Consider the following 23,337-nt stretch of genomic DNA (forward strand, 5'->3'; position numbering starts at 1 on the left):
TTTAACCAAACTGCCAATGCTCTGGATCAGCACACCACTGCTGTAATTGTTGCTTTTGTGTTTGATCAATATCGCCTAACTGGGTTGCTGTATCAATTAAGCTAGTGTAATCAGTCAAAGCATGAAAAGGAATTTGAGCGGCATTAAACTGGCTTAAGCTAACAGCTAATTCATAGGTGAAAATGCTCACTACACCTAGCACTTCAGCTTGTTTTTGCTGAACAGTCCGAACTGTCTTTAAGACGCTGGCACCGGTTGATACTAAATCGTCTAACACCACAACTCGAGTATCAGCTGCTAAACAACCTTCAATTTGTTCTTTTTTACCATGATCTTTAGCTTGGGAACGCACATAAATCATTGGTAAATCTAGTGTTGCCGCTACCCAGGCCGCATGTGGAATGCCAGCTGTTGCAGTCCCCGCAATCACTTGGACTGTCGGAAAATGTTTTAAAATGTGTGCTGCTAATGCTTTAGTAACCTGCTTACGGGCAGCGGGATAACTCATAATCAGGCGATTGTCCGTATAAATCGGACTTTTAATTCCGCTGGCCCAAGTAAAGGGCTTAGTAGGTTGAAGTGTAATAGCACCAATCTCTAGCAATAGTTTTGCAATTGCAGTTTTATCTTGTAACATTGTTAGCCTCCCATAAATATTTAATCTGTTGATAGGCACGGTATGGATCTGCTGCTTGCGTAATTGGACGCCCCACTACTATCCGGTCACTACCTAGCTCAGCGGCTTGTTGCGGTGTCACAACCCGCTGTTGATCATCTGATGTCGTTTGCGCCAGCCGAATACCAGGCGTCACACAAATAAAATCAGAATTAGTGACCTGTTTAATTGTCTTAACTTCCAAAGCGGAGCAGACAACACCGTCCAAGCCAGCTTGCTGCGCTAAACTGGCTAAATGGCTGACGCTTTGCATCATACTGGCGGTGACAAGCTGTTCAGACTTTAATTGCATTTCGCTGGTTGAAGTCAACTGTGTAACTGCGATTAACTTAGGTAAAGCTGTCGCCGATCCATTAGCCATTAAGCCAGCTTTAGCCGCTTGCATCATTTTCACACCGCCCAATGCATGGACATTGAGTAAACGAATTCCTAACCCAGAAAGCAGTCGCACGCTACGTGCCACTGTATGCGGAATGTCATGTAATTTGAGATCTAAAAACACATCATGACCGGCATCAATTAAAGTTTGTACGCCGTTGATCCCAATTTGATAAAATAATTCCATTCCCACTTTTAAATATAATTTTTCATGCGTGGGAAATAATCTCAAAAAGTGTGTCATCGCTTCCTGATCAGAAAAATCTAACGCGATAATTGGCCGTGTCATCGGCTACTCACCACCATGTCGTTTATTAATGATTGAATGCTTTGTACTTGATATTTTTCCATAATTACCGGTAATTTTTGAATAATATCTACACAAGCATAGGGATTATTAAAATTAGCAGTCCCAACTGCAACAGCACTTGCACCTGCCATCATCAATTCCAAGGCATCTGCTGCTGTACTAACGCCGCCCATACCAATAAGGGGCAATTTGGAAATTTGATGAACCCGGTGAACCATTCTAATTGCAATAGGTTTAATTGCCGGGCCTGACAAACCACCAGTGCCATTACCTAATATCGGTTTGCGCGTAGCTAAATCGATTCGCATACCCACTAAAGTATTAATCAATGAGAAACCAGCAGCACCTCCTGCCTCAGCGGCTTGCACAATTGGTAATATATCTGTTACATTAGGCGTCAATTTAACGTAAATTGGCACTTGGCTCACTGCAGTACAAGCTTTCGTCAAAGCATAGACAGTTTGCGCATCCGTGCCAAAAGCCATTCCCCCTGCCGCAACATTTGGGCAGGAAACATTGAGTTCAATTGCTTTTACATTTGGTGCACCACTAATTTTTTGGCAAACTGTGACATAATCACTAGTTTGAGCGCCAGCTACATTTGCAATGATGGGCAGTTCTGGATACTGCTGTTGTAACCAAGGCAATTTTTCTTCTAGAACAGTTTCTAATCCAGGATTTTGTAGCCCAATGGCATTTAACATGCCACTAGCCGTCTCTGCAATTCGAGGTGTAGCGTTACCTAATTTAGGTTTTAGCGTTGTTGCTTTAATAGTCAATGCCCCTAATTGATTCAAATCATATAGTTGTGCATAACGTTGGCCAAAACCAAAGCAGCCACTGGCTGGCATAATTGGATTCTTTAATTTTAATCCGGGAAGCTTAACGGCTAACTTTGTCATTAAAATACCACCTGTTCCTTTGAAAATACCGGTCCATCTTCGCAGGCTTTATAGTAACCATTCTGTTGGCGCGCAGGTACCACACAGGCATAGCATTCCCCGATGCCACAAGCCAATGGTCGTTCAACCGCACAATAAACATGGGGGTGATTTTGATAACGCCGAGCAATCATCTGCAATAAGCCAGCCGGTCCACATCCATAGATAGCTTGGTAATGAGCTTGTGTTAATTTTGCTTCAATTAGTGAATTAACATTCCCATGAAAACCAAAAGTACCATCCTCTGTCGTATAGTAAACTTTGGCTAAACTTTCTAATTCCAGTTGGTAAAATAAAGCTGCCTTGGTTTTAACACCAAATATGATCGTCACCACAATGCCGTGAGCAACCAATCTTTTTAATAAGCCTAAAAGTGGTGCCATACCAATACCACCAGCAATCAGTAATACTTCTTGTTTAGGCTTTAAAAATGCGGTTGGGAACCCATTACCTAGGGGACCAAAAACAGATAGCAACTGTCCGCTTCGACACTGGCTCAATAATTTTGTTCCCACACCAACAGTACGGTAAATTAAATGTAGCCGGTCCGCTTCAATCGTTACAATGCCAAAAGGGCGTCGTAGTAAGTGCGCTGTATCGGGAATTTGAAGCATCACAAACTGTCCGGGCTGATAAGCTAACGCTGCCACGTCACCTGATAAAATTAGTTCAAACGTGTTTGGGGCAATTTGTTGTTGCGCTTTAAGTTTTAAAACTCTTTGTTGCATTCTCTAACCTCTCATTCATCCGTTATGGCTGCTTTTAATTCATCAGCCAGATAGACAATTTTTCCTGCTACTATCGTGCATAGCGTTTTGCCGTACACTTTCTCACCTAAAAATGGCGTATTAGCACTTTTAGAACAAAAATCTGCTGCATTTATCTTAAAGGGATGCGTCAGGTCAAAAATAGCTAAATCCGCTGGTGCTCCCACAGCTAGTTCGGTAGGGAGCCCTAAAGAAAAAATTTTTATAGGTTGTTGATTTAACCATTCAATCAATTGCGCTAAAGTACAAAAATTTGTTTTCACCAAGTGTGTATATAAAAGGCTAAATGCAGTTTCACTTCCCACAATGCCAAATGCAGCCTTTTTTAATCCTAACTGCTTTTCTTCAATGGTATGTGGCGCATGATCAGTTGCAATGCAATCAATTGTGCCGTCCAGTAGCCCTTGTAACAAAGCTTGGCGATCATGTTCTGTTCTTAATGGAGGATTCATTTTAAAATTACCATCATCGTTACAAATTGCCTGTTCAGACAGTAATAAATGGTGCGGGGTCACTTCACAAGTCACATTTACCCCTACCTGCTTAGCGCAACGAATCATTTGGACTGCTGCTGCCGTTGAAACATGACACATGTGGTAATGCACCCCAGTGGCTTGGGCCAACACTAAATCACGGGCTAATTGAGCTGTCTCTGCTGTTTCTGGAATACCCGGTAAATTTAAAGTTTTTGCTGTTACACCAGCATTAATCACACCACCTTGAACCAGCTCTTCAGCCTCCACATGTGCGGCAATCGGTAAGTTAACTGTCTGAGCTGCTTGCATGGCTTGCAACATGGTGCGAGCACTTTGTACACCGCTGCCATCATTTGAAAAAGCCAGTGCACCGGCTTGTTTTAACTGTGCAAAATCGACTAAGTATTGTGAAGTTCGTTTCTGCGTAATGGTGGCATATTGCCCGATGTGAACCACACCTTCTGCCTGTTGCCTTTGAATTAACTGACTTAGCTTTTCAGCATTGTCAGGTACGGGCAAAACATTGGGCATGGCACCGACAAAAGTAAATCCGCCATGCGCTGCTGCTAAACTTCCTGTTGCAATAGTTTCTTCGGCAGTCATTCCTGGATCACGCAGGTGAACATGCAGGTCCACCAAACCAGGTGTGATAAATGCGTGTTGTAAATCTACCGTTTTAACGCCACTAGCGACTAGATTTTTACCGATTGCGGCAATTCTGCCAGCTACGATGAGCAAGTCGCGTATGCGCAATTCACCTGAAAGCAAGATTTGTCCGTTTTTCAATAAGTAGTTCATACTAAGCACCCCAAATCTTGCGCGCGCAAAACACTTTCGATCATGGCCATTCGCATAAACACTCCATTTTGCATTTGACTGACAAAACGCGACCGTTTACTCTCAACCAGTTCACTAGCTAATTCAACGTCGCGGTTAATCGGCCCTGGATGCATGATAATCGCATCTGGGTGCATTCGTGCGGCTCGCTCAACGGTTAAACCGTATTGGCGATGATAAGCAGCAGCATCAAAATCCGCAGCACTTTGATGCCGTTCGTGCTGTACGCGTAGCATCATCATGACATCAACTTGTTCAACTAACTCATCGATGGGAAGATAAGTACCATAAGGCGCAAATTCTGGAGTATACCAATAAGCTGGACCAGAAAAGAAGATTTGTGCGCCCAGTTTATGCAAAATTTCCATATTTGACCGTGCTACCCGGGAATGATTTAAATCACCGACAATCGCTACCTTCAGACCGCTAAAGTCGCCAAAATTTTCACTAATGGTCATCATATCCAGCAAACTTTGCGATGGGTGCTCACCACTACCATCACCGGCATTAATCAGTGCTACCGGTAACGATGGTTGATTGATCAACATTTTGTAGTAAGCATCTTGCCAATGCCGAATCACCAGTAAATTCACACCGACTGCGGCAAGTGTCAGACAAGTATCATACAATGATTCACCTTTTTTAACTGAACTAGTTTGCGGATCAAACTGGACGACTGATAAGCCTAAGCGCCGCTCTGCAACTTCAAAACTAGTATGCGTCCGCGTGCTATTTTCAAAAAACAAATTAGCCGCGTAAAGTGGTGTCGTCAGCTCCAAATGCAAGCCTTGCTTGAAAGCTTCAGCACGCTGAATTAGCAGCTTAACGGTTGTAACGTCTAAATCTTTCATTGAAACTAAAACAGGTTTTTGGAAAATTGCTTGATCAATCATGGTATTTCCCCCTCAATGTGTTGTAAAAACTGATGAAACGGCAAAATAAACAGTGCATCTTACTGCCTACTAGCTAGCAAAATGCACTTTCTGATTATGTTATGTACCGCAATCATCATTTTGCTCTCTCTGGAGACAATTAAATCATTTGCAACGGATAGACTATTTTATTTTTTTAATCAACAATTCCTTTTAAGCCATCACATTCCCCCTTCAGCTAAAAAAAATCCTTCTGCCCGCGTGGCAGAAGGATTCACTAATATTAGGCTAGACGGTGCCTAAATTAATCGTACCTTATTAGCCTCACGGGACTAAATTAAAGGAGTTCGTTTTTTGTTAGTCTTAGAATAACCGGCTTATCAGCAATTGTCAACAAGTTTTTTAATTAAACACTACCAAGCAAAGATTAAAAAAGAGCCTGTGCCTGATAGGTACAGCCTCTTTTAGAACTTAAACTTATTTCAATTTCTTTTTGCTGACAATGTTTAACTTGTCATCTAAATCATAAACAACTGGTTCACCCGTTGCCATTTCCAAATTCATGATGTCAGCGTCAGAAATATTTTCTAAATATTTAGTCAACGCACGTAATGAGTTACCATGTGCTGCAATAATCACATTTTTACCATCCAATAATGTTGGCGCAATGTGATCTTCCCAGAAAGGAATAACCCGTTCCAACGTGACTTTTAAGTTTTCGCCACCAGGAATAATCCGTGGGTCTAAGTTAGCGTAACGCCGGTCTTGTGCTGCTGAGCTTTCATCGTCTGCTTTTAACAATGGCGGTAAAGTATCATAAGAACGCCGCCAAATGTGGACTTGTTCGTCCCCATATTTTTCAGCCGTTTCTTTTTTATTCAAACCTTGCAATGCACCATAATGCCGTTCGTTTAAACGCCATGTTTTCATTTCTGGAATCCAAAGCTGACCAATGCCTTCCAATGCATAATGCAATGTTTTAATCGCACGTGTTAACACTGATGTGTAAGCTTGATCGAATTCGATGCCTTCTTTTTTCAGCAATTCGCCGGCATGTTTAGCTTGGCGAACCCCTTCTTCACTTAAATCAACATCAATCCAGCCAGTGAATTGATTAGATAGGTTCCATTCACTTTGACCGTGACGGATAAAAACTAATTTAGCCATATTGTGACTACCTCACTTTTTAGTTATTTCCTTTTCATTGTACACTGCTTATACGAAAAATCCTAGTCTGATAGCGCTTTTTTCATCACCTTTTTCATTTTATCCACTTAATGAGCCAATTCATCAGCGCTACTAAACAACATCATTACAACACCTTTTAATGTTTCTCAGTTTGTTTTACTTTTCGATTGCCGATTGATTTGACACCTAAAATGTCTAAAAAGAAAGTAAATACTGGAATCCCGACAATTAAGCCCCAAGTACCAAACAATCGCTCACCAACTAGTAAAACCACAAATGTGTAAAAGATGGGCAGTTTGGTGCGGCTTGCCATGAATTGCGGGTTCAATACATAAGCTTCTAAAGCATGTATGATCACAATCAAGATTAAAATGTAGGCAACGTACTGAATTCCCCCTACGGAGTAGCCTATCAATGCTAACGGAACACAAGAAATAATCACACCTGCCACGGGAATCATACTTAATAAGAAAACCATAATTGCTAAAGTTGGTAGTTGCGGCATTTTCATGATTCCGAGAAAAATCGTAGTCAACACGGTATTCGTGATCGCGATGAAGACTTGAGCTTCGATGACAACGCCGAAAGTATTAACAAATTTTTTAGCAAAGAAATAAATGTCTTGGAAAAGCCACGCGTAACGACTAGTCAAAAATAACCGGCTGAATTGGAACATATGGTGACTTTCCACTGTGAAGAAAAAGCTAAGAATCAATGAAAAGAAGAAAGTGACACCCATCATTCCGATGCTGCCTAAATAATTAAGCGCCACCGCAACTCCACCTTTAAATTGATTCATGATGTCCGATGTTTTAATGTAACTGTTTAGCCATTTAAACACCTCATTGGTTTCATAATCTGGATTTTGGTAAAACTGATAAACAGACTCAACCATTTTGACGGTTTGATCTGCAATCACTGGTAAATATTTTGTCACCGCTGAATAAAGTAAGTAAATAGTTAATGCGTAGACAACCATAACGATTAACGGAGCTGGTAGTTTCACCCAGCGCCGAACAAAACTGACCAATTGTAAAACTAAAAAAGTAAAGATAAAGGTTAATAAAATAATGCTCATCATGTGGCGGGCTAAAAATAAAACTAAGATAATCCCGATCAATACCACAAAACGGCGTAATTCAACGTTGGCTAAAAATTTTTTCCAAAGCGACACTAACATCACATCCTCGAGCTAATTGTACAAGAAAACAAGGCAAGATGCGACTAACATCACTTTAAAAAAGCAATTGTGATTGCTGACTTATCACAACTGTCGTTTTCTTAATACTACCTTGTGCATTTTTTGAAACAAGACGGTTTAAACTGCAAGTAAATCGCCACTAGCTAATAGATAAAGGTATTTATGCGTCACCGGCCGACCTAAAATTTGACTTAAGGCCGCAGCGTAAATATTAACTTGTCCAGCATAACGCTGTCGTAATTTTTCACGTTTGGCTTCTGGATGCTGTTGCGGTACATAATCAGTTTTATAATCAAACAAAATCACTTGATCTGACGTGACTAAATAACCATCCATAATCCCGTGAATTAAAATTTGTGCTGGATCATCTGCTGCAAAACCAGCAAATAACTGCTTAGCTGGTAATAATAATGAAAAAGGCGCTTCTCTGACCACTTGATCGGGCTGCATTAAAAGTTGTTGCCCCAATTGGCTATCAAAAAACTTTAAAATGTGCGCTTGATTAATGTGCTCAGCTACAGCTGCAGTTAAAATGTTTTGTGTAACTAATTTTTGAATGAGCTGATCAATACTAGCAACCGTTGGCGGAGTGTGCAAGTCAAGCTTTTGTAAAACGAGATGCGTTGCTGTACCCACCGCTGTTGGTGAAACTTGCTGGGTCGCTTGCATGAATTTTGGCACGATGAAATCCTGTGCAACGTAGCGATGTGTGCCAGGTTTTTTCTTAGCCGCATCAAGTGGCATTGGATTCAACTGGTTACTATCCGGCTCATCAAATAACCGTTTAACTTCCGAGACCGCTTGGTAAGCGGTGGTCTGGGTTGCTGCTTGGTAACGATACTGAAGCTTTAAAACTTGGTTGATTTGGTCAACATTGAGACTAGAAAAATCAGTTGTTTGTGCTGCTTTTTTAAACTTTTCTGGCCAATTAACTTTATCTGGTTTAGTCATTTCCGCTGGCAAAATTTGATCAGCCTGATAAAACTTAATTTCAAATTGACTAGGATCATTTTGCAACAAATTAGTAGTCGAACGTGATTGCGTTAATAAACGCTGTTCAAACTTAGGATGCCGGACTAAACACATCCCTAACCAGTCCATAAAATTAGTGGTACCGCTGCGTAAACTTGGATTCAGCACCAAGTTTTGACTTTGAAAAGCACGCTGCCAGTTAGCCAGTGCTTGGGTTTGATTGGCATAACTACCAACAATAAAAAGTTGCTGTTCAACACGCGTTAACGCAACGTATAATAACCGCATTTGTTCAGCTGCCTGTCGCCGCTGAACTAGGGTTTGTGCCAGTTTTTTTTGCGGTAAACTAATTTCAATGCGTTTTTGCGGTTCTAAATAAGTGATGCCAATGCCAAAACGATCATCTAAAATGGTTTGACTCCGCAAACTTTCTTGATTGAACTGGTGGGTCGCATCAAATAAAAAGACAATCGGGAATTCTAATCCTTTACTACCATGAATGGTCATAATTGAGACGGCGTCTTCGACTGCTTGTGCTGGTGCTTCCCCTAAATCTTTGTCCTTGGCCTGCATTTGTTTAATAAAACGGACAAATTGGAATAAGCCTTTAAAACTACTAGCTTCATAAACATGCGCCCGTTCATACAATGCGTGCAAATTAGCCTGCCGCTGCGCACCTGCTGGCATTCCACCAACATAGTCTAAAAAGCCAGTTTCATTATAAATTGTCCAAATCAAGGTCACCAATTGATTATCCCGCGCCAATTTACGAAATTGGTTTAATTGCGTCAAAAAACGACTGACCTTTTTATTTAGTTGTTGCTGAAAATCAGTTACATCCGACTGTTGTTTAAATCTGTCAGTAAAGGCCAACAATGCTTGGAAATAATCGCCCGTTCGTTGATTAATCCGTAAAAAGGCAAGTTCATTTTCATCCAAACCAACAATTGGCGAACGTAAGACACTAACCAAGGGAATATCTTGGTAAGGATTATCAATAATGCTGAGCAATGCCATCATAATTTGAATTTCTGTAGTTTGAAAGTAGCTCTGTCCACCATTAACTACTACAGGAATCTCAAGCCGTTTAAACCAATCCAACAACACTAAATTATTTTTACGAGTTGGCGTTAAGATGGCAATATCCTGGTAAGTTACCGGACGTAGTGCACCCTGTTTGCGGTCATAAATTTGACCATGCGCAATTAACTGTTTGATCCGTTGGCCCACAATGGCTGCTTGTCCTTGAATCTTATCATCTAACATAAACTGTTCTGGAATTTCTTTAGTTGTTTCTTTATTTCCCACCGACTTTTCCGGATCTGCTTTAGCAGAATCGGTTTCATAAACTAACAAAGCCGCAGTTTTAGGTACGGTTTCCGGATACTGGGCACCTGCAACCAATTTAGCCGCGCTATCATAAGTCATTTCACCAACTGTTTTATCCATTAACTGACTAAAAATTAAATTGGTAAAGTGATCAATGTTCGCTACTGAACGAAAGTTTTCAGCTAAGTTAATCCGTTGCCCACTTGTCTGTGACTGCGCAAATTGATGGTATTTGTTTAAAAATAAGCTAGGATCAGCCAAACGAAAAGCATAGATAGACTGCTTAATATCCCCCACCATAAACATGTTACCAGGGTCTTTTTGACTGACCGTCGTTAAAATTTCTTCCTGTAGCCGGTTGATGTCCTGATATTCATCCACTAACACTTCATTAAAATGTTGCCGTAATGCAAGTCGAACTTGTTTGCCACGTTCATTATCTGCAGTTAGGATAGCTAATGCAAAATGTTCTAAATCACTGAAATCTAAAACGTGCCGATGCTGTTTTTCCTGACGGAATGCTTTAGCAAATAAGTTAACAACCAACACTAAATGGCTGACTAATTGCCTAGCGCTTTTCATCACCTCCACCAAATGGTCAGCATCCAAAGCAAAGTAATCATCAGCTAAAGCGGCAATGCGCATTTTGGCTTGTTGGCGGAAAGTCATTGCTGTTGTCTTGGCTACCTTATCTTCATCACTCAGTTTTCTTACACTAGGAGCCCGCTGAAATTTAAAAGCTAAGAATTCTTGCCGCAGTTGATCCCAAGACGCTGTCGATAACTGAGCTGTTAGCTGAGCGACTTGTTCGCGGTCAGCTGTTAAACAGTCGCCTAACTTAGCGAGTTCTGTATGCTGAATCGTTTCTTGAGCACTTTTTAAATCCTGATCAGCTTGAAATAACTCATTGGTTAATAATGGTTGCAACTGCCGTTGGAAAAAGTGACTTGCAGTGGGCTGATCCGTCGCTAATTCATAGGCTTGTGGCAATTGCGCTAACCAAGCTGCAGGATCTGGATTAGCATTAGCAAAATCAAATAACCGCATCACTAAATCAGTTAAGCCATCATCACTGCGATCATTGGAAAAATTAGCCGTTAACTGGTCAAATTGATTGTCCGTCTCATAAAGTTCTTCACGCAAATCTGACCAAACATCTTCGCGTAATAAAGTGGCTTCAGTGTCATCGGTTAATAATCTGAAAACCGGATCTAAGTCAATTACATAGTAATAACGTTGTATCAACTGAAGGCAAAAGGCATGTAGCGTGCTGATATTTGCTGTACCCAAGCGATTAAGCTGTTGATTTAAGTGCTGCCGTTGTGCTGGCTCATGACTCTCCGCTATGGCTTGTTGTAAGGCTTGTTGGATACGGTCACGCATCTCACTAGCAGCAGCTTCTGTAAACGTCACAACCAACAATTGATCTACATTAACGCCGTGCAAAATTTTTTGAATCACGCGCTCTACTAAGACAGTCGTTTTACCAGAACCTGCTGAGGCTGAAACTAAAATATTATGGCCAGCATCTTCAATTGCTTGTTGCTGACTAGTTGTAAAATTAGTTTTCTTTTTGCCCATCATTTTCCTCCTTTTCTTTTCTTAACAATTCTATGACCTGTGCCCGGTCAATCGGGGCAATGTGATGATAATCATTTTCGGGCAGCATTGCATCGAATTGCATGATTACTTTGAATGGCGAATACTGTAGCGCAGTTTGATTGTTAGGCCACTTTACTGGTTTTAATGCAACATTACCGGCAAAAATAGCGGCAGCAGCAGCTTTAATCAATGCTTCATCGTGTTTTAATAACAAGTTTAGCTCTTCGTTTGTCACTAATTGACTACGATGCAACGAGTAGCCTGATTTTATTTTAGTCAACGGGTAAATTTTTGAACTTCCAGTACGTTCTGCTAAATCAGAATCTAAATTTTCTAATAACGGCGCATCATTTAGCAAAAAGCCTTGGTATTTATTTTTTGCAAGTAAAGCATCTTCAAAGCCTTTACGTAACACGTCTTTTAACTTTAGCTTTGGGTTTTGTAAATGTAAATATAAAGCACCAGCTGGTTTTGGCTTGACTTGCTTATTTTGAATTAAGCTAGCGGTGTTTTGCAAAACAGCATCCAAATAAGTCAGCATCTGCAATGCCAAGCCGTAATAAGCATCACGAAAGTCAAATTTACGAACGCCAGATTTATAGTCTACAATGCCCAAGTATGCCGTATCATTTAGCACCATTTGATCAATTCGGTCAATTTTACCGCGAACCAATACTTGACGTCCTTTTGGCAATGAAAAGCGTAATGGTTTTAGACCATCTTCAGCGCCAACATGGCCAAACAAAACTTCCGTCCGAAATGGTGCCATTTGGGTCCGCTGACTTTGTCGCTGTAAAGCATGGGCAACTTGTTTAATCGTCGCTGCTAGCTGGCGCGCCAAATAAGCCATTCGGTTTGAGCTGGTTAAAACTTGAAATTGCGGCAATTCGATCATTTGACTCAAAATCTGATCTACTAAACGATCAATCTCAGCCACGCTTAAATCAGACAGCTTTTTCCCCACTTGTCTAATTTGCCGTAATAATTGATCCAATGCCATATGATAATATTCACCTGCGCTTGCCGGTGATAATTCAAAAACATCACGTTCGCGCAACTTTAACCCGTACTTTAAAAAGTAGGCATATGGATTCTGATAAAATTCTTCTAATTTTGAAATTGACGTATTAATCGTTTTACCATATAAGGCCTGCACAATTTCAGGTTGTAATTTTTGCGGCACATTGCGATAGTTCAAACTTGCCAATAAATTTTCTGTTAAAGCTTGGTAATTATCATCCTGTTGTAACAAGCGGTAAATATAAAGCCAAGGTACTGACAATTGAACCTTTTGCGCCATGGCATCCCGGGCAATTTGCACTAAATGCGTTAATGTACTGCGCTTTGAGCCCACAAAAGGCGCAATTTTACGATCTGTTAGAGCTGGCCGTGTTTGCACAACTTGTAATGGTAACTGAAAATGCTGTTGAATCCGGTCGACATAAGGCGATAATTTTAATGTCACCCCGTCATCATTGAGCGGATACGTAAAAATTAACTGTTGCTGCGGCGTTAGAAAGGCTTTGTAATTTAAAAACGGCTCACAACTAAGTTGAGTTAGCGCATCATCAGCTAAATAAGTCCCTTCAGCCAAATATGGGGCCAACGATGCTTGATCATCGTCTGAAAGTAATTGTTCATTCATGAGCCGATCTGGCATGACTTGGTCAGTACTGCCAATCATAAATACCACTTTGCGCATTGCAGTCTGCGTAATTCCCGTTTCTGAAACTAACACTTGATCTAGGGTTGAAGGAATTTGCGAATAACTAGCACCACTAAAACCAACTTGTAGCAAAGCTAGCAAATCATCGGCATGAAACGGTACTTGACCTAAAATTGTCACGTATTCGTCCAACATTTTACAAAAGACTTGCCAAGTTTGTTCTGGTTCAGCTGCTTTAACTAAATCACCCGCTTCTAAAGCTTGGTCACGCCAGTCTTGTAATTGAGCGACAACGCCGCGTTTAACTAAAAAATTATAAATGATTTGGGCCGCATCTTGACCCGTTTTTGCTTGATCTAACTTTTTAAAAAATGGGGGCAACGTTTTTTTGACAAAACGGCGAATCAAATTAACTTGCTCAGAACGTGCTTGATCTTTAGTGGTTTCTGTGCCGAAATCTTGGTCTTCAAATCGGTAAAATTGCCAGTCTTCCTTACGTAACCATTGTTTACCCGTGAAACCATACTTTAACACCACATTTTCTGTTAAATCGACTGCTTGTCGGTAAGCATTATTAGGCATTGGTTTACCAGCAACTTCTGGTAAAAGCAGCTCTGTTTTTAGCAATCGCATCATATCTTGATAGCGATAATAATGTTGTTTAACCGCAAATAATGCATTAATCAACTCAACTAATGGATGGTCCGTCATGTGCCGCTGTAAGTCATCAAATATTGGGATGTTAAATGTCTTAAAAATTGGTGCAATGATCGTTTCATAATCAGCTAAGTGCCGGGTCAACACTAAAAAGTCTTGGTAACGGTATCCCTTTAAAGCGACCATTTGCCGAATCTGCGTCGCTACTTGCCGAATCTCTGTCTGTCGTGTGTCCGCCTGAATGACTTGTATACTTTTTGAATCAGCTAATTGTTCATGGCTTAAATGACGACTACCATTGGTCGACAACCGCCAAAAATTTTCTAACCGCTGTAAATCTGGACTCACACGAGCTTGCTGCACCATTTCATCCTTTAAAATCGTAACATGAAGGCTACGTGCTGCTTGGTACAAGCGATGATAAAGTTGTCCGGATTTAAAGAACAAATTTTGTTTTTGTGGTACTTGCTGGTGGTAAGGTTGATCCAACATTAAACCAACTGTTAAACCGGCTGCTTTTTGCATCACAGTTAAAAGCAATTGATTTTCTTGTGCTGTCAATTGACTAAAACCCTCAACATAAAAATAAGTGTGGCTTAAATCTTGTTGAGTTAAATAATCACTTAAAGTCCCTAATAAATCCGTATTTTCAATGAAACGTCCTTGCATAGCTTGGCTAAATTGGGTATAGATCAGCGCTAAATCATGCACCTTAGCACCAATATCAGATTGCTGGTCTAATTCAGCAGCGATCTGTGTTAAATTTTCAGCAGTGATGCAACCAGTTTTTAAAGCCAACAATTGCCGTACAACCTGAGCAATAAAACCTGGCTGCGCTAATTCACCACGATAAATGGTTAATTTATCCGCCAGATCTGCCATAATTTGGTATACCAGCATGTTTAACCCAGCTGCACCAATTCGTGGAATTTGGTAATAAGGCGTATTCTTCATAAAAAACCACGCTAACCGGGTAAACGAAAAAGCTTGTAACCGACTAGCTGCAAAAAAATCATCCTGATTGCCTTGATGCCGCTTAAGGTCCGTTAAAATATCAACTTCAGAACTGAATTTAATGTGGTTGGGCACAATATAAAAAAACTGTCCTTTAGGATCAGCCTGCAACTGTTTTTGTAGCTGCCCAAGTACTGCTGCTCGCCGATCTGTACTGGCTGGACCCAATATAAATTTCAAGCTCAAATAATTCACTCCCGCCCTGATAAAATTCTTGGTTTTAGTTTAACATATTTACTGATCAAAGAACATTTGTTCGCTACTCTTTTACTAAAAATCAAGATAAAAAAACAAGGAACAATTCTTAAATGAATTGTTCCCTGTTCAAACATAAATTGACGAATTAAATTAAAGTACCCGAACGCCAAAAGAAGGCATAAAGTAGTTGCTGACACTTTGTACTTCAACACTTTGGCCTGGCTGTGGTGCAGCAATGTATTGATTATTACCAATATACAAAGCAACATGGTAAGTTGCACCAGCATTACCCCAGAATACTAAGTCACCAGCTTTAAGTTGGTTAACTGCAACATGTTGGCCAGCACTTTCTTGTGCAACAGTATTATGACCAACATTAACGCCAGCTTGCGCCAAAGCATATTGAGTTAACCCAGAACAGTCTAAACCAACACCTGGCGTAGCGCCACCCCAAGCATAAGGCACCCCAATTTGTGATTGCGCTGCTTTAATAGCAGTTTGAACTGCAGCACTAGAGGAAGTGTTAGCAGCAGCTGCAGGCGCTTGTTGCGTTTGCGTAGCAGCTTGCTGTTGTGCTTGAGCTTGTGAAGCTTGTGCCTGTGCTTTGTCTTGTTCTTCTTTAACGTCTAAATACTTACCTGGTACCCATTCATTGTTACCAATGTTATACCAAGTTTCACCATCATGTTGTTTTTGACCCTCGATATTAACCGTTTGGTCTTTAACTAAATAGCGTACTGGTGATGGATTGTCTGAATTATCCCAAACAGTAGTAGCCCCTGGTTCATATGTAACGGTTCCGGTAGTTGCCGCTTCAACATCGGAAGTCGTTGCCATACTAAGGAGCGTCGCACCTGCAATGCCAATTACACCGGCAGTAACACCCTTCACTAAATTTCCTTTATTCATAGTTGTCATGTGTGTAAACCCCTCAATAATATTATCATTTTCACTAGATTTATCATAAAGCATTGAAATTACAGCGCAATTACTCGCATATAACAACTTTGTTACATTTGTCATAAAGTGTAATTGTAGCCGTCAACAACGTCTTTATAAATAATTAATCAATTAAAATTTTATTTAAAAATGGCTTTAAAATGAGAATTAATTAATAAAAAGGGAAACTGAATTACTTTTATTTGTTAATCCCCCCAGAAGCAACCCGAATCTAACAAATTATCAATGGCATACAAAAAAGCAGCGGCAATTGCCGTTGCTTTTTTCTGGGTCGCCCTTAGTTATCACTTTAGATGTTTACGGAGATAAACTAATAGCTGCGCCTCATTTGCGAAAACCCGAGGCCGTTTCTGCCCATGTAAACGCAAATCAATCTGATTTACTTTCATTCGTCCGGTCCATGTATAGCTATATTGAACGATATAACGGTTATTCAAATGATTCTTGCCGAACTTCAAAACGTAATAGTTTTCCGGCGCGACTAAGGGTGAAAGATATTTTTTCTTATAGTGAAACCCATTTGCTTTAAGAAAATTTTTGGTTTTTCTAAGCATTTCATCGCCACCTTATGTCTATTATCATACAAGAAAGCACCAGCAAAAGCTAGCCAAAACCATTAACTAAACAATTTATCTAAATGCTTTGCATCTTGTTTCCGATTACTACCAACTTCATCTTTACTGCCAGTTAAGTTAGTCAAAAAATTCCAAAATGGAAGTTGAATTCCCAAATCTGGTGCGTCCGCTGCACTAATTTGGTAACGAATTTGATCTTCAGCACCGGCCATCACTTTTTGGACCCAATGCGGTTCAGCCAAGCTTTCTTGACCTAATGCAGCTAACGGAATACCAGTAGCCATCACCTTTTCTACTTCAGCTGGTGTCCGTAAATTACCTACTGAAATCAGCGGTAAATCAACACCGGCAGCAGCTTGAATCTTCTTAATCAAAGGTTCAGAATCACTTTTATCGTTTAAAGACGTCCGCCATGCATTTCCCATGGAAACATGCAGGTAATCTAATTGTTGTTGTCGTAAAACTTTTACAAAAGCTAATGTATCTTCGATTCGAATTCCTGGCTCTTCAATCTCTTCTGGTGATAAACGATAGCCTAATAAAAATGGTTTGACCGCATATTTTTGAATCACTTGTTTTGCCAGTTGAATAACCGCCAATGGAAAGGCCATCCGCTTCTCAAGACTGCCACCCCAGCGATCATCACGCCGGTTAGAATGTGGTGAAAAGAATTGCTGTAACAGGTATGTGTTAGCACCATGTAATTCTACACCATCAAAGCCTGCTTGAATAGCCCGTTGAACTGCACTACCAAAATCAGCAATGGTTTGCTCTACTTCTTCATCAGTTAGCGCACGAGGTGTTTCAGCACCAGGCCGTACAGCAGGAATCGCACTAGCACTAACTGGTTGGTAACCTCGCAACACTTGGCTATTACTCATTCGACCTGCTGAAAAGATCTGAAGTACCGCCTTGGTACCATTTTGATGAATAGCATGTGCAACACGAGACAAGCTAGGAATAAACTGGTCAGCAGCAGCGCTAAGTTCACCCTCAAATCCCTTACCTAGTGCGTTAACGTTAGCAACTGGCGTAATAAAAAGACCAGCCCCACCGGTGTGAATCCTAAAATAATCAATTTCATCCTGTGTGACGTTACCGTCATGGAAGCTCATTGTTTCAGTCATCGGCGGAATAACAATCCGATTTTTCAAGGTTACGCCAGAGCGAAATTTATAAGTATTTAAGAATTGATAGTTTGCCATCATTAAAACTTCTTTCCGTATTAAAGTAACTGTAACTTTGCTTATTACATTAAAATGATAACGCAAACATGCTCAACCTGTAAAGCAATTTGCTCAGTTAAAAACTTGTCGGCAACATACTAAGTTTTAAATCATGTCCCAAGTGATTTGTTCATCTGGCGCAACAGTATTTGCTGGCGATACTGAACACCCATTTGCTTTACTAGTATCAATGATACTGCCCGCTATTTGAATCAGTTGTTTTTCCTTAAAAGCTGCAATCGCTGCTTTTTGTGCTAGTTCAGTCGAATCAAATTGTTTATGGTAGCTAGCACGAACGCCGCCATTGAAATAAAAACTAATCTGGTAAAATTTATTCACTATAATTGCTCCTTACTGCATTATTATTTATGCCTTAACGATCAATCCCGTTAACTACATGAATTAAATCATCTTGCCCATTATAAAATGAACCAATTGCGCCATAGGCACACAGCAAAACTAACCAACTACGAACTTCAATAATAACTAAGTAGCGTGGCACAATGACTGTCAAAAAGAACGCCAGCATCACACCGATTGTCAAATTCAGCCAACCGGGAACACCTAAAAAGCCTTTCAATGTGCCATGCCAATGATCTGGTGTCACATCAGATTGTTCAAGCGTAACCTTTTTAACTAAACATTGCCACAAATAATTAAAGATAACTGCTACAATCAAAGCTGTCAACAATAGCGCAAAACTGTTTAGTGGCAGCTGTAACAAATTGTTCCGGTATCCCAAACGAATCGTTTTTTGCAACATTACAATCCAGAAAAAATCAAATAAAATTAGTGGCAATAAATACATAAAAAAGTAAGCCACCAATTTATTAAACCTCGTTTTCACACTGCTATCCTCACTTCATTATTCAGCCTAATGCCGGTACTTTAACTGCTTTGTCTGTTCTTTTACCAAAGCTTTCTTTTCATGAAGCGTTGCATACTTAAACATTCCATGAATAAATAAAGCAATTGGAATAACATGAATAACTGCTAATGGTAATAAAATCCGAGGATGAGTTAATAAGAAATGATGTCCTGCCATTGGTTGACACTTAGCTGCTTTTGCTTTTTCTTTAAACATTTGTGCCCGCTTCCTTTCCAGACAAAACTCACTCAGTTACAGCTTCATTGTACCATCTTAAACGATTAGCCGATAGCCCGATCCACTGGATAAGTAAGCTGCTTTTGTCGATAAAACTGTTTTATCAAATCAGTTTGTTGCGTTAAAGTCCATTCTAATAGCCTTACCATTTCTGTATCACTAAATAGTTGCCGCGGTAACACAACAGCATGACAACGCTGGGTAAAAGCGCTTGTAATATCAGTAGTGGATAAATGATAAGTTGTCATGAGTTCTTGTAACATCACATAATAAAAAGGCTCGATTTTATAAGACGTTGTCGGCCATTTTAAACTAGTGCCAGTAATGGGCTGCCCCTGTGCTAATCCAGCCAATTTTAAACGAATACAATCTAAAAGCGCATTTAGCGCGGTACCAAACAAATGGTTTTGCCAAGCCGTCTGAAACCGTAAATGATTCAAAAAATATTGCTGTGGCCAATTATTTCGCAGATTAGCCTGCGCGGCAACTAAAAGCCAAGTCAAGGTGTCATACTCATTCAAATCAAGTGGTAAATGTGCTTGCTGAGCTGCTGCAAAATCGATGATACCAGAAACATAATGTTGGTGCACCCACCAAACAAATTGATTTTGCTGCACTAAATGTTTACCGGAATTTGTCAACAAATAAAACGTTTGTGGAAATTGATGTTCTAACGTTGTCTGCGGAATGGTTTGTTGCAGCCGCGCGATTAATTGTGCTTTGCGTCCACTAATTTTAAGTTGGTAGCGTCGTAATAATTGTCTTAAAGAAACCACCGTTAAATTTTGCAAACTAATCTCTGGAGCGACAGCAGTAAACAAAACACCTTGCTGTTGAAATTCTCTTAACCAAGTACTAGGATCAACGCGATACCGCTGCCGCCAAAAGGTCTGTGATAGCTGAAATGAGGTAGGTTGCCGATCTACTAACATTAACGCTAAAATTTTCACTGCCAACAATTGCGATCACCTTTACAAATTGATTATGTTTTAAATTATAGTGTCTATTGGACTATAATCAAGCAATTTGTAGTCATCTTTCTCAGACAGTTTGCGTGGTATAAGCAGGTTGTTCCTCAACCTTGCCCGTTGGTTTACGCTTGGTTGCTTTAACTTGCGTTTTCTTTTGTTTAGCTTGTAAATTCAATGATAAAATGCCAAAAACCGCAAACGGCAGCGTTAAAAACGCTTCCAATCCATAGATTGCTAAAGCAACCATTTTTACTGTGGGTTCAAATTGGGATAAACGACTAACATGATGCCGCGCATGCCGTTTAACGTGCTTAACCGCATGCCCAGTTCGCGATGGTTTACGTCGTTTATATTGCAACCCACTGCCCATTTTACCTTTTTTTCCAGTTTCTCCATCATCTAACTCACTGACAACAGTAATTTGCTCATTATAAATTGGCGTATTCGGAAAAAAAGTCACGATTGCAACAAATTGCAACGCTAAAAAAACCAAGTAAAGAAATAGCGCATTATGTCGATCGATCATGTTGCTCCCTCCAAAATTCTTGTAAAGGCTATCATAACAGATAAACATAACAGTCACATAAATAACTCATGAGAGCTTGCTCATTTTATAAAAGCGATCCCAAAACCTAGCGCTGCGGCAAACAGACTACCCAAATAACTGAACACACCATAACTTAATGCTAGCTTGTAACGTTGTTGTTGCCAAAGATGAAGCAACTCCGCATTAAACGTCGAAAAAGTCGTATACCCACCGAGAATGCCGGTTCCTAAAAATAAAACTACCGGTGCACTTAACTGCTGCCCAAAAAGAAAGGCTAATAAAAAACTACCCGTCACATTTAAAAACAACGTGACAATCGGAAATGCATGCTGCCAATAACGTTTGCCCACTTCACCCAGGTGATAACGGCAGCAAGCACCTAATGCCGCACCACTTCCTACTAATAAACAATTAATCATGTGCATTCACCTGCTGTTGTTGTGCAACTAATAATCCAGCACCACCAAAAATCAACCCACCGAGTAAACTACAACTAACATATAAAAGTGCCAAGCCATATTGTTGCGCGTTAATAAATTGTATTGTTTCAACACTAAAAGTAGAAAATGTTGTAAAAGCACCCATAAAACCAGTCCCAGCCCCTAACACAAATCGCTTCGGTAATGGTAAAATGCGTGCTAAATAGTCTGTCAACCAGATAAGTAAAAAGCACCCGATTAAATTAGCCATTAAAGTTCCCCAAGGAAAAGCCGTTGTTAGACCACTTAATAAATAACGACAACTGCCACCTAAAAAAGCTGCAATCGCGACAACCAAGTAATTCATTTTATTCCTCCTAAAACACATCGTCCTTACTTTTTATTATCTACCCTAAAAAATATTTTGGCAACTTATTTTCTTGTAAAATGGTTAAACATTCGTGAACTTACAGACAGCCGCTTGGTTTTCTGCTACACTCATAACAGATTTGACCATGATTTTGGAGGAACATTAATGAGCACATTGATTGATTTTATTCTAAACATCGACAGTCATTTAGTGACCATTGTCAATACTTTTGGTAATTCAACTTACTTTATCCTGTTTGCCATTATCTTTATTGAAACAGGTGCCGTCATTCTACCTTTCTTACCCGGCGATTCCCTGTTATTTGCTGCCAGTGCACTAGCAGCTAATCCAGATTATCAACTCAGCAATGGGTTATTTGTTGTGCTTTTTCTAATTGCTTGTATTGCTGGTGACTCTGCCAACTTTTGGATTGGCCGTAACGCGGAGCGGATTTTATCTCGTTATCGTTGGTTTAGGCGTTTTATCAACGAAGATAGTTTGGCAAAAGGACAAGCTTTTTTTAACAAACATGGGGCAATTTCAATTATTTTAGCCCGTTTTATGCCCATTATTCGGACTTTTGTACCATTTGTTGCTGCCGGTTCCGGCTTTTCTTACCGGCGTTTCATCCGGTATAATCTAACCGCTTGTGTGTCGTGGGTAGCTTTATGTTGCGGTGCTGGCTACTTCTTTGGCAACATTCCCGTGGTTAAAGCACACTTCTCTGCAATTATTTTAGGTATCATTGCAGTTTCCCTATTACCAGCAATTATTGGTTTCCTAAAAACTCGTTTCAGCGCTAAAGAAGTCGATTAACTTAATATTATCTAAAAATAAAGCATAAAAAAATGAGGTCAATGACCTCATTTTTTATTAATTTCATTACAGTTAAGTTCGAGCAGCAGTTGCAAGAACACGTGTTAGTGCAAGTTGCATGTGATAATACTGATGATCACCAATCATAGTGGTGCCAATTGTCTTAAATCCATGCCGCTGGTACAAGCGTTTTGCACCGGGATTAGCAAAATCGACATTGAGTCCAATTTTAGTCAGCCCACTAGTTTTCATATAATGTGGCAATGCTTTTAAGAGTTGACTACCCACACCTTGACCTTGATACGCTGGATCAACGGCGATCGAGTCTAAATACCACTCTTGGTTAAAAGCTTCCTGGTCTAGTTCTAATGGCTTACCGGCAAAACTTGGTACTTGTTGCGAAACGGTGCTTAGTACGGTATCAATCTTAGCCTCATTCTTGTCTGGATAACCAAAAGCAACGCCGGCAATTTGTTGGTTGATGACGGCCACCACGGTAGTTGCCGCGCCGCTTAAATAAGTGCGGGTGCGGTAAGCTGCCCTGATGACCTTGAGTAAGTCACCTTCAGGAACGTCCTCCAGCTCATCTAGTTCCATTTCATCATAGATCAAATTGATTAGCGGTGCTATCTGACCAGCATCATCTGCTGTTGCTTCACGTATAATCACAAAAATTCTCCTTATTAATATTTTAAAACGAATTGATTAACTCTATTTTTAATATACCTAAACTTTTTTTATCTGTCAAAGAATAGACAAGTTATTAAACTAAATTTTATAGTTGTCACTTTAGTCGTTTATAAACGTAACGCGCCAGACAATACAAAAAATCCCTGCCGTTACTCCTCCAGCAAGTAATCAACAGGCACAACTAAGTCTATAATTTATTTTCTAACTGAAATAGCGCTATAACGCTACTTTTTGCCGTAAATAGCCTAGTAAGCGATCTTTAGGCTGGAAGCCTGTCACCCAAGAAACTGGCTCACCATGTTTAAATAAAATTAAAGTCGGCAACCCTTGCACACCTAATTTTTGAGTTAAATGTGGATATTGATCTACATTTAATCGTCCCACTTTTAATTGCGGTAATTCACGCTCACAAGCTAATAAAATCGGTGTCATTTTTTGGCACGGCACACACCAAGCAGCCCAAAAATCGACCAAAACAAAATCAGACTGCGTTAATTTTAAAAACTGTTGCGGATTTAATTCAACTGCCATCACAACCACCTTCAGAAATTGATTTGACATTTTTTACCAGTCA

23 protein-coding genes are annotated in these 23,337 nt (G+C 40.1%); 1 reads left to right on the forward strand and 22 read right to left on the reverse strand.

Annotation, left to right across the window (positions count from 1 at the left end; translation table 11 throughout):
- Position 1: 1 nt before the first annotated feature.
- The 20 genes from pyrE to FC24_RS06390 form a co-directional block, all read right to left on the reverse strand.
- A complete protein-coding gene (gene pyrE / locus FC24_RS06295) occupies positions 2-637 on the reverse strand; it encodes an orotate phosphoribosyltransferase (RefSeq protein ID WP_057874039.1) in 636 nt (211 codons plus the stop codon).
- On the reverse strand, positions 624-1,343 hold the full coding sequence (gene pyrF / locus FC24_RS06300; protein WP_057874040.1) for an orotidine-5'-phosphate decarboxylase: 720 nt from the start codon (positions 1,341-1,343) through the stop codon (positions 624-626). The genes pyrE and pyrF overlap by 14 nt, the downstream gene beginning before the upstream one ends.
- On the reverse strand, positions 1,340-2,266 hold the full coding sequence (locus FC24_RS06305; RefSeq protein WP_057874041.1) for a dihydroorotate dehydrogenase: 927 nt from the start codon (positions 2,264-2,266) through the stop codon (positions 1,340-1,342). Before FC24_RS06305 ends, pyrF begins: the two co-directional genes overlap by 4 nt.
- Entirely contained in the window at positions 2,266-3,033 is a 768-nt protein-coding gene (locus FC24_RS06310) for a dihydroorotate dehydrogenase electron transfer subunit (RefSeq protein WP_057874042.1), read from the reverse strand. Before FC24_RS06310 ends, FC24_RS06305 begins: the two co-directional genes overlap by 1 nt.
- Before the next feature lie 11 nt (positions 3,034-3,044).
- On the reverse strand, positions 3,045-4,346 hold the full coding sequence (locus FC24_RS06315) for a dihydroorotase (protein WP_057874043.1): 1,302 nt from the start codon (positions 4,344-4,346) through the stop codon (positions 3,045-3,047).
- Complete coding sequence (locus FC24_RS06320) at positions 4,343-5,278, reverse strand: aspartate carbamoyltransferase catalytic subunit (protein WP_057874044.1); 936 nt, start codon at positions 5,276-5,278, stop codon at positions 4,343-4,345. Before FC24_RS06320 ends, FC24_RS06315 begins: the two co-directional genes overlap by 4 nt.
- A gap of 456 nt (positions 5,279-5,734) precedes the next feature.
- Positions 5,735-6,424, reverse strand: coding sequence for a 2,3-diphosphoglycerate-dependent phosphoglycerate mutase (locus tag FC24_RS06325; RefSeq protein WP_057874045.1), 690 nt, complete (start codon positions 6,422-6,424; stop codon positions 5,735-5,737).
- A 157-nt stretch (positions 6,425-6,581) separates the two neighbouring features.
- Entirely contained in the window at positions 6,582-7,619 is a 1,038-nt protein-coding gene (locus FC24_RS06330; protein WP_057874046.1) for an AI-2E family transporter, read from the reverse strand.
- Positions 7,620-7,763: 144 nt separating this feature from the next.
- On the reverse strand, positions 7,764-11,528 hold the full coding sequence (gene addA, locus FC24_RS06335) for a helicase-exonuclease AddAB subunit AddA (protein WP_057874047.1): 3,765 nt from the start codon (positions 11,526-11,528) through the stop codon (positions 7,764-7,766).
- Positions 11,509-15,072 (reverse strand): PD-(D/E)XK nuclease family protein, encoded by a 3,564-nt coding sequence (locus tag FC24_RS06340; protein WP_057874048.1) that lies wholly within the window; start codon positions 15,070-15,072, stop codon positions 11,509-11,511. Before FC24_RS06340 ends, addA begins: the two co-directional genes overlap by 20 nt.
- Before the next feature lie 162 nt (positions 15,073-15,234).
- A complete protein-coding gene (locus FC24_RS06345; protein WP_057874049.1) occupies positions 15,235-16,002 on the reverse strand; it encodes a C40 family peptidase in 768 nt (255 codons plus the stop codon).
- A gap of 326 nt (positions 16,003-16,328) precedes the next feature.
- Positions 16,329-16,598 carry a hypothetical protein gene (locus FC24_RS11755; RefSeq protein WP_057874050.1) on the reverse strand — a complete coding sequence of 90 codons (270 nt, stop codon included), beginning with the start codon at positions 16,596-16,598 and terminating at the stop codon, positions 16,329-16,331.
- A gap of 62 nt (positions 16,599-16,660) precedes the next feature.
- Entirely contained in the window at positions 16,661-17,824 is a 1,164-nt protein-coding gene (locus tag FC24_RS06355; RefSeq protein WP_057874051.1) for an NADH-dependent flavin oxidoreductase, read from the reverse strand.
- Positions 17,825-17,950: 126 nt separating this feature from the next.
- A complete protein-coding gene (locus FC24_RS06360; RefSeq protein ID WP_057874052.1) occupies positions 17,951-18,184 on the reverse strand; it encodes a hypothetical protein in 234 nt (77 codons plus the stop codon).
- A 34-nt stretch (positions 18,185-18,218) separates the two neighbouring features.
- Positions 18,219-18,692: a hypothetical protein gene (locus FC24_RS06365; RefSeq protein ID WP_057874053.1), complete on the reverse strand. Its 474-nt coding sequence runs from the start codon at positions 18,690-18,692 to the stop codon at positions 18,219-18,221.
- A 27-nt stretch (positions 18,693-18,719) separates the two neighbouring features.
- Positions 18,720-18,929 (reverse strand): hypothetical protein, encoded by a 210-nt coding sequence (locus tag FC24_RS06370; RefSeq protein ID WP_057874054.1) that lies wholly within the window; start codon positions 18,927-18,929, stop codon positions 18,720-18,722.
- Between the two features lie 65 nt (positions 18,930-18,994).
- Complete coding sequence (locus FC24_RS06375) at positions 18,995-19,900, reverse strand: SAP domain-containing protein (RefSeq protein ID WP_235807334.1); 906 nt, start codon at positions 19,898-19,900, stop codon at positions 18,995-18,997.
- A gap of 91 nt (positions 19,901-19,991) precedes the next feature.
- Positions 19,992-20,447, reverse strand: a complete 456-nt coding sequence (locus FC24_RS06380) for a hypothetical protein (protein ID WP_057874055.1) — start codon at positions 20,445-20,447, stop codon at positions 19,992-19,994.
- Positions 20,448-20,527: 80 nt separating this feature from the next.
- Positions 20,528-20,887: a fluoride efflux transporter CrcB gene (crcB, locus tag FC24_RS06385; RefSeq protein WP_057874056.1), complete on the reverse strand. Its 360-nt coding sequence runs from the start codon at positions 20,885-20,887 to the stop codon at positions 20,528-20,530.
- Positions 20,880-21,254 carry a CrcB family protein gene (locus FC24_RS06390; protein ID WP_057874057.1) on the reverse strand — a complete coding sequence of 125 codons (375 nt, stop codon included), beginning with the start codon at positions 21,252-21,254 and terminating at the stop codon, positions 20,880-20,882. The genes crcB and FC24_RS06390 overlap by 8 nt, the downstream gene beginning before the upstream one ends.
- Positions 21,255-21,422: 168 nt before the next feature.
- On the opposite strand from FC24_RS06390, the gene FC24_RS06395 reads away from it, so the two are divergent.
- Positions 21,423-22,073 carry a VTT domain-containing protein gene (locus FC24_RS06395; RefSeq protein WP_057874058.1) on the forward strand — a complete coding sequence of 217 codons (651 nt, stop codon included), beginning with the start codon at positions 21,423-21,425 and terminating at the stop codon, positions 22,071-22,073.
- 72 nt (positions 22,074-22,145) lie between these two features.
- Here FC24_RS06395 and FC24_RS06400 read toward each other — a convergent pair whose 3' ends face one another.
- Both FC24_RS06400 and FC24_RS06405 read right to left on the reverse strand, forming a co-directional pair.
- Positions 22,146-22,742, reverse strand: a complete 597-nt coding sequence (locus FC24_RS06400) for a GNAT family N-acetyltransferase (protein WP_057874059.1) — start codon at positions 22,740-22,742, stop codon at positions 22,146-22,148.
- A 237-nt stretch (positions 22,743-22,979) separates the two neighbouring features.
- Complete coding sequence (locus FC24_RS06405; RefSeq protein WP_235807332.1) at positions 22,980-23,294, reverse strand: thioredoxin family protein; 315 nt, start codon at positions 23,292-23,294, stop codon at positions 22,980-22,982.
- Between the last annotated feature and the right edge of the window lie 43 nt (positions 23,295-23,337).

This window comes from Loigolactobacillus rennini DSM 20253 (assembly GCF_001436505.1).
Lineage (GTDB): Bacteria > Bacillota > Bacilli > Lactobacillales > Lactobacillaceae > Loigolactobacillus > Loigolactobacillus rennini.